Raw genomic sequence first — 7,276 nt, forward strand, 5'->3', positions numbered from 1 at the left:
CGTCTCAGGCGTAGTTCAGCACCAGGTCGCAGGCCGCGAGGATGTCCTCGGGGCTGGGAAAATAGAGCTGTTCCAGGCGATACAGCGGCGGCGGGATGTCCGGCGCGGTGACCCGCTGGATCGGCGCCTGCAGGTCGAGCAGCGCGCGCTCGTAGAGACTGGCGGCGATCTCCGCGCCCACCCCGCAGCTGCGCGGCGCCTCATGGACGATCACGCAGCGACCGGTCTTGCGCACCGAGGCTTCCAGGGTGTCGAGGTCCAGCGGCTTGATGCAGGCGACGTCTATCACTTCGGCCGACACGCCCTGTTCTTCCAGACGTGCGGCTGCCTGCAGGGTTTCATGAACGCTGGCGCCCCAACTGATCAGGGTGATGTCCGAGCCCTCGCGCAGGGTGAAGCAGCTGTCCAGGGGCAGGCGCTTGCCATCGTCGATGATCGGTTGCGGGTTCATCCGATAGAGCCGGGTAGGTTCGAGGAAGATCACCGGATCCGGGTCATCGATGGCCGCCAGCAGCAGGCCATAGGCTCGCGCCGGCGAAGACGGGATGACCACGCGCAGGCCGGGGATGTGGGCGAACAGCGCCTCGGTGCTTTCGCTGTGGTGCTCCGGCGCGCGGATGCCCGCGCCCATGGGGCTGCGCAGCACCATCGGGCAGGTCAGCCGGCCACGGGTGCGGCAACGGATGCGGCTGGCGTGGGACACCAGGTGTTCCATGGCGGCGTAGATGAAGCCGAGGAACTGGATTTCCATCACCGGTTTCAGGCCCTGGGCGGCCATGCCCACCGCCAGGCCGGCGATCATGGCTTCCGCCAGCGGGGTGTCGATCACCCGCTTGAAGCCGAAGCGGTCGCGCAGGCCGAGGGTGGCGCGGAATACGCCGCCGTTGATGCCCACATCCTCGCCGAGGATGATGACGTTCTCGTCTTCCTGCATGGCGCGGTGCAGAGCCATGTTCACGGCTTCCAGCAGGGCGCGCTTTTCGGTGGTGGCGTTGAGGTTACTCATGGCGACCTCCTTCTTCGCGACGGGCGACCCGTTCCATCAGCATTTCCCGCTGATCGCCCAGTGCAGCTGGCCAGCGGGCGTAGACGTGGTCGAGTACCGAGTCCACCGGCTGGGTGCCAATCGTCTCGAAGTTATCCACAGCCGACTGCACCTGGCGCTGGCAGTCGGCGATCAGCGCCTGCTCGCGGCCTTCGTCCCAGACCCGGTGGCCGGCCAGGAAGGCCTGCAGACGCTTGATCGGCTCTTCCTGCCAGGCTGCCTTGACCTCTTCGGCGCTGCGGTAGCGGGTGGCATCGTCGGCGGTGGTGTGATCCCCCAGGCGGTAGCTGATGCACTCCAGCAAGACCGGCCCCTTGCCGTGGCGAGCACGGTCGAGCGCCCATTGCACGCGGTCGTAGACGGCCAGCACGTCGTTGCCGTCCACCTGTTCGCCATGGAAGCCGGCGCCGATGGCCTTCTGCGCCAGGGTCGGCGCGCCGCTCTGGATACGCCGGGGCACCGAGATAGCCCACTGGTTGTTGTTCACCACGAAAAGCACCGGCAGTTGCCAGGCACCGGCCACGTTGAGGGCTTCGAGGAAATCACCCTTGCTGGTGGCGCCATCCCCACAGGTGGTCACCACCGCGCGGTGCTGGCCACGAATCTTGATCGCCGTGGCTACGCCGCAGGCATGCAGGGCCTGGGTGGCGATGGGCACGCAGATGGGGAAGTCTTCTTTCGAGCGCGGGTCCTGGAAGTCGCTGCCGCGTTCGTCTCCGCCCCAGTAGAGGAGGATTTCTTCCATGCGCACGCCGCGCATCAGTTGCACGGCGGTGTCGCGGTAGTAGGGCACCAGCACGTCTTCGCCACGCATCAGGCTGCCGATGGCGACGCCGATGGCTTCCTGACCCAGGGTCGGGGCATAGGTGCCAATGCGGCCAGTGCGTTGCAGGGCCACCGCCTTCTGGTCGAAGAGGCGGGTCAGCACCATGCGACGGTAGAGGTCGGTGAGCAGGTTGAAGTCGTCGGCCCAGGCCGGCAGTTCGCCGACCAGCCGTCCCTCGGGGTCGAGGACGCGCGTGTAGGGCAGTACGATCCGGTTGGACATGGCAACTCTCCTTACACCTTTTGGGTGTCTGCGCAGGGCCCGGGGCTTGTGACTCCGGGAGCTAACGGGCCGGGCCGCTGGTTGGCGGCCGTTCAGCCGAACAGCAGGCGCTCGGCCAGGGCGTCGGCGACCCGTGCGGGGGATCGCTTGTCGGCCTGGGCGTGCGCGTAGATCTCAGTGAGGCGCTGGCTGATCCGCGACAGGTGCGCGGTAATCGCCGGCAAACCGGCGCCCTTGTGCTTGAGGGCGACGTAGATGAGCCCGCCGGAATTGATCACGTAATCCGGCGCATAAAGGATGCCGCGCGCTTCCATCTCGTCGGCGATTTCAGAGCTGGCGAGCTGGTTATTGGCTGCCCCAGCCACCGCCGCGCAACGCAACTGGCCCACGGTCTGGGCATTGAGAATGCCGCCGAGGCCGCACGGCGCGAGGATGTCACACGGCGTAGTGAGGAAGGAGTCGGCCGCCACCGGTTGGGCGCCCAGTTGCTCTATTGCCAGTTGCACGCGACCGGTGTCGAGGTCGCTGACCAGCAGTTCGGCGCCCACTGCATGGAGCTGTTCAGCCAGGGCATAGCCCACGTGGCCGAGGCCCTGCACGGCAACGCGCAGGCCTTCCAGGTCATCGCTGCCGAGGCGCGCGTGGGCGGTGGCGCGGATACCGGCGAAGACCCCGAGCGCGGTGTGCGGCGAGGGGTCGCCAGCGGCGGTGGTGCTGGTGACATGGCCAGTCTGCTGGGCGATGCAGTCCATGTCGGCACTGGACGTGCCGCTGTCCACGGCGGTGATGTAGCGGCCGCCCAGGGACTCGATCATGCGCCCGAAGGCTTCGAACAGTGCAGCACGGTCATTCACGTGGGCCGACCGGATGATCACCGCCTTGCCACCTCCCTGGTCGAGACCGGCCAGGGCGGCCTTGTAGCTCATGCCCTGGGCGAGGCGGATGGCGTCGCGGATAGCACTTTCATCATCCGGATAGGCAAGGTATCGGCAACCGCCGAGAGCCGGACCGAGGCGCGTGTTGTGGATGGCGATGATGGCCTTGAGTCCGGTGACAGGATCGTTGGCGAGGTGCAGCGCCTCCAGCCGGGCGTTTTCCATCATGGCGAACATGGCGGGCTCCCTTCCTGACGTTAGGGCCAGTATAGGCCGAGCTTCGCCGTCCGCCCTCTCGTATCCGGGCATAAGCCGAGGTGCCGAGATAACCGCGGCGGGGCCACTACTGGACGAAAATCAACCAGTTGGCTACAAGGAATCAACCCTTCGGAGATGTCCATGGATCCGCGCCAACGCTGTCTAGCCTGCCTCGAACGCGACCCTCCGGCGATGCTGGAGTCAGCCCTGTGGATTGCCGCCGAGCATGACCCTCGCCTCGACCCGGAGAGGGTGCTGCGGGATTTCGGCAGTCTGCTCCAGCTGGTGGCCGCCGGCCTGCCGAACCTGGCGCCAGCGGAGCTGGCCCAGCCCCTGCTGCGGCGCATGAATGAGCTGGACTTCCATGAGGACGACGACACGCCCCTGCGCCCGCACACGGCGCTGCTGCCCCAGGTGCTGGCACGGCGACGCGGACAACCGTTATCCCTGGCGCTGATCGCCTTGGAGCTTGCCGCCCGACTGGGTATTCCGCTGGCCGGCGTCAGTTTCCCCGGCCACTTCCTGCTGCGTGTGCCGGGCGCCGACCACCTGCTCGACCCGTGCAGTGGCCGCCGCCTCTACGCCCGTGACTGCCGTGACCTGCTGGTGCGAGTGCAGGGTCCCCAGGCCGAACTCCACGCCGCGCACCTGCAAACCGCCAGCGCAAAGGAAATGATCCAGCGCCTGTCGCGCAACCTGCGCATGCTGCATCTGGAGGCGGGCGAGACCCTGGCTGCACTGAAGGACGCCGAGCGCGCGCTGTTGCTCGGCCCGCCAAGCATGCACGACCACCTGGCGCGTGCCGACATCTACCTGCGCCTGGATTGTCCCCAGGCGGAACGCTATGACCTGGAGCGCGCCCTGCTGCTCTGCGACAACCCCGCCCAACACCTGCAACTGGCCCAGCGCCTGCGCCGGCTCGGGCACGTCCAACCACTGCACTGAGTCCGGATTTACATCAGCCCCAATGACTTGGCGTGCGCCACCGCCTGGGTCCGCCGCTTCACCCCCAGCTTGCCGTTGATACGTCGGGCGTAGGTCTTCACGGTGTGCAGCGAGATGAACAGGCGCTGACGCCCCCTGATGGACGCCCCGCATACCGCATCATCCCGTGCTTGGATGGAACTTCGGCCGCTCACTACCTCAGGGCCGCTGACTGAGGCATCCTGAGCGGGTCCCGCCACCCTGACCGACCATGACCATGCAAGACGCCCGCCCCGACCCGCAGACCGCCGCCACCCGTGATGTGGTGACGCGTTACCACCTGAGCTGGAAAGCCCGTGACATCGAGGCCGTATTGGCGCTCTACCACCCCGAGGTGGAATACAACGACTTCTTCCAGAACCGCTGCATGCGCCGCGACGACCTGCGGGATTACCTCCAGGCCACCATGCCCACTGGCCCGGACGACTTCCTCGAACACAACGACCGCATCCGCATCGACGGCGACACCGCCTTCATCCAGTACGCCATCAGCGTCGCCGGCGGCGGCACCTTCCGCGCCAGCGAAGCCATCACCGTGCGCGACGGCTTGATCTGGCGGATCAACGAGTACGCCCTGCTGGTGCAGCCCGCCTCGCAGACCAGCAAGCACCCGTCGCAGCGACCAGCAACCAGCCGCCTGGGTCTTTCGGCGCGGCAACTGGGCATGCTGGCGCGGGATATCGAGGAATACTTCCAGCACTCCAAGCCCTACCTCGATCCCGCGCTGGACTTGCACCAGGTCGCCGGCGCCACCGGTTACACCCGCAACCAGATTTCCTACCTGCTGAACCAGATGCTCGGGCAAAGCTTCTACCAATACGTCAACCAGGCGCGACTGGAGCACCTGCTCAAGTTGCTGGAAACCGCCGTGCCGCCCGTGCGCATCGACGAACTGGCCTTCAGCGCTGGCTTCAACTCGCTCTCGGCCTTCTACCGCTGCTTTCGCCAGCACACCGGCCTGTCGCCCAAGGCCTACCTCAAGCAGCTACTGTAGGGGCGGATTCATTCGCCCCTACGACCGTCATCCAGACCAACGCGCCCCACATTCCCAGCGTGCCCGCGCACACGACAAGCGCACCGCCACCCTCTAGCCTTGCCCGTCATGACAACCTTTTACCGGGGACCTGCCTATGCAGAACTGGCGCCAAATCAGCCTGTGGATGGACACGCTCGATGAAGACCTCAAGCCACGACCGTCGCTGTCCGGCTCGCTGGAGGTGGATGTGGCGATCATCGGCGCCGGCTACACCGGGCTGTGGACGGCCTACTACCTGAAGCGCCAGGCTCCCGAGCTGAGGATCGCCATGGTCGAGGCGCAGTTCGCCGGCTTCGGTGCCAGTGGCCGCAACGGTGGCTGGCTGATGGGCAACCTGCTGGGCGAGGACCGCGCCCTGGCATCGCTGCCCGTCGAGGTGCGCAAGGCCTCCTTCGACCTGCTCCATGGCATTCCCGATGAAGTGGCCGAGGTGCTCGAGCGTGAGGGGATCGACTGCCACTACCGCAAGGCCGGCATCCTCTACTGCGCCGCCCGCTACCCGGAGCAGGAGAAGCGCCTGCGCGAGCAGTTGGCGGACCTGCATGCCGAGGGCCTGAGCGAAGCCGACTACCGCTGGCTGAGCCCCGAGGAACTGAACGGCCAGTTGCGTGTGGCCAATCCCTACGGCGGCATCCATACCCCGCACTGCGCCACCATCCAGCCGGCGCGCCTGGTGCGCGGCCTGGCAGAAGCGGTGGAACGCATGGGTGTGCAGCTGTTCGAGCAGAGCCCCGCCACCCATTGGCAGCCGGGTCTGGTACGCACCCCCCAGGGCGAGATCAAGGCCCATTGGGTGGTGCCCGCCATCGAAGGCTATGCCGCCAGCCTGCCGCCGCTTGGCAAGTACCAGTTACCGGTGCAGAGCCTGTTGATCGCCACCGAACCGCTGAGCGACGCCCAGTGGGCGGAAATCGGCCTGGAGCATGGCCAGGCGTTCAGCGAGAGCAGCCGCCAGGTCACGTATGCACAACGCACCGCCGACAACCGCCTGGCCTTTGGCGCGCGCGGCGGCTACCGCTTCGGCGGTCGGCTACGGGAGGACTTCCAGCTCAGCGTTGACGAGGTCGACCTGCGCCGCTACCTGCTTGGCGAGCTCTTCCCGCAGCTGCGCAACGTGCGCATCACCCACAGCTGGGGCGGCAACCTGGGCATGGCGCGGCGCTTCCATCCGCACATGCTGGTGGACCGCAACAACGGCATCGCCCTCTCCGGCGGTTACGGCGGCGAAGGTGTTGGCGCCAGCAACCTGGGCGGGCGCACCCTGGCCGACCTGATTCTCGGCAAGGAAACCCTGCTCACCCGTCAGCCCTGGGTGCTGGGCGATGGTCCGCTGGACCGCTTGAGCGCCTGGGAGCCCGAGCCCTGCCGCTGGCTCGGCTACAACGCGATCATCCGCAGCTTCGTCCACGAAGACCGGGTGCTGGCCAATCCCCACAGTGCGCCCTGGCGCCGCGCCATGGCGCAGAAGCTGGCCAACCTGATGGAAGGCCTGATGCGCTGAGCCGCGCGAAATCCGATTGCACCCATTCGCGAGCAGAGCTCGCTCCTATACCCAGGCATTTGCGGAGCCAACAACATGAAAGCCACTTTGCTGAAGAACACCCACGACTTGCCCCTGTCCGAACCAAGCCCGGTAGCCGTGCCCGTCGGCGAGCCGGTGCCGCATACCCGTGTGCACTCGGTGGAGCGCACCGACGGCGTGGAAACCGGCGTCTGGGAATGCAGCCCCGGCCGCTTCCGCCGGCAGATTGTCGAGCAGGAGTTCTGCCACTTCACCCATGGCCGTTGCACCTTCACCCCCGATGGCGGCGAGCCCATCGAGATCAACGCCGGCGACGCCCTGCTGCTGCCGGCCAACAGCCTCGGCATCTGGGATGTGAAGGAGACCCTGCGCAAGACGTACGTGATCATTTCGCGCTGACGGAATTCCGCCCCTTCACGCGCAGTAGGGGCGAATTCAATGGCTATGTCTGCGTTAGCTGTTGCGAGAGATTTCCCATCCGGCCAAGAGCCTTGTAGGAGCTGGCTTG

General features: G+C 66.7%; 7 protein-coding genes and 1 pseudogene. 4 read left to right on the forward strand and 4 right to left on the reverse strand.

Going from position 1 to position 7,276, the window contains the following annotated elements:
- Positions 1-4 precede the first annotated feature (4 nt).
- The 3 genes from AAHM40_RS21475 to AAHM40_RS21485 all read right to left on the reverse strand — a co-directional run bounded on the left by AAHM40_RS21475 (position 5) and on the right by AAHM40_RS21485 (position 3,205).
- Positions 5-1,006 carry an alpha-ketoacid dehydrogenase subunit beta gene (locus AAHM40_RS21475; RefSeq protein WP_342246456.1) on the reverse strand — a complete coding sequence of 334 codons (1,002 nt, stop codon included), beginning with the start codon at positions 1,004-1,006 and terminating at the stop codon, positions 5-7.
- Positions 999-2,093 carry a pyruvate dehydrogenase (acetyl-transferring) E1 component subunit alpha gene (pdhA, locus tag AAHM40_RS21480; RefSeq protein WP_342246457.1) on the reverse strand — a complete coding sequence of 365 codons (1,095 nt, stop codon included), beginning with the start codon at positions 2,091-2,093 and terminating at the stop codon, positions 999-1,001. Before pdhA ends, AAHM40_RS21475 begins: the two co-directional genes overlap by 8 nt.
- 92 nt (positions 2,094-2,185) lie before the next feature.
- Positions 2,186-3,205 carry a Leu/Phe/Val dehydrogenase gene (locus AAHM40_RS21485; RefSeq protein ID WP_342246458.1) on the reverse strand — a complete coding sequence of 340 codons (1,020 nt, stop codon included), beginning with the start codon at positions 3,203-3,205 and terminating at the stop codon, positions 2,186-2,188.
- 162 nt (positions 3,206-3,367) lie between these two features.
- Here AAHM40_RS21485 and AAHM40_RS21490 point away from each other — a divergent pair, with 162 nt between their 5' ends.
- Positions 3,368-4,171 carry a SirB1 family protein gene (locus AAHM40_RS21490; protein WP_342246459.1) on the forward strand — a complete coding sequence of 268 codons (804 nt, stop codon included), beginning with the start codon at positions 3,368-3,370 and terminating at the stop codon, positions 4,169-4,171.
- 8 nt (positions 4,172-4,179) lie between these two features.
- On the opposite strand, the pseudogene AAHM40_RS21495 reads toward AAHM40_RS21490, so the two are convergent.
- Positions 4,180-4,299 (reverse strand): annotated as a pseudogene (locus AAHM40_RS21495) (helix-turn-helix transcriptional regulator); the annotation flags it as partial.
- A 128-nt stretch (positions 4,300-4,427) separates the two neighbouring features.
- On the opposite strand from AAHM40_RS21495, the gene AAHM40_RS21500 reads away from it, so the two are divergent.
- From AAHM40_RS21500 to AAHM40_RS21510, 3 genes are all read left to right on the forward strand, one after another.
- Entirely contained in the window at positions 4,428-5,204 is a 777-nt protein-coding gene (locus tag AAHM40_RS21500) for a helix-turn-helix domain-containing protein (RefSeq protein WP_446731601.1), read from the forward strand.
- A 136-nt stretch (positions 5,205-5,340) separates the two neighbouring features.
- Positions 5,341-6,747, forward strand: a complete 1,407-nt coding sequence (locus AAHM40_RS21505) for an NAD(P)/FAD-dependent oxidoreductase (protein ID WP_342246461.1) — start codon at positions 5,341-5,343, stop codon at positions 6,745-6,747.
- A gap of 75 nt (positions 6,748-6,822) precedes the next feature.
- A complete protein-coding gene (locus AAHM40_RS21510; protein WP_342246462.1) occupies positions 6,823-7,167 on the forward strand; it encodes a cupin domain-containing protein in 345 nt (114 codons plus the stop codon).
- Positions 7,168-7,276: the final 109 nt, after the last annotated feature.

Origin of the sequence: Pseudomonas sp. OTU5201, assembly GCF_038440135.1 — a bacterium.
Taxonomy (GTDB): domain Bacteria; phylum Pseudomonadota; class Gammaproteobacteria; order Pseudomonadales; family Pseudomonadaceae; genus Metapseudomonas; species Metapseudomonas resinovorans.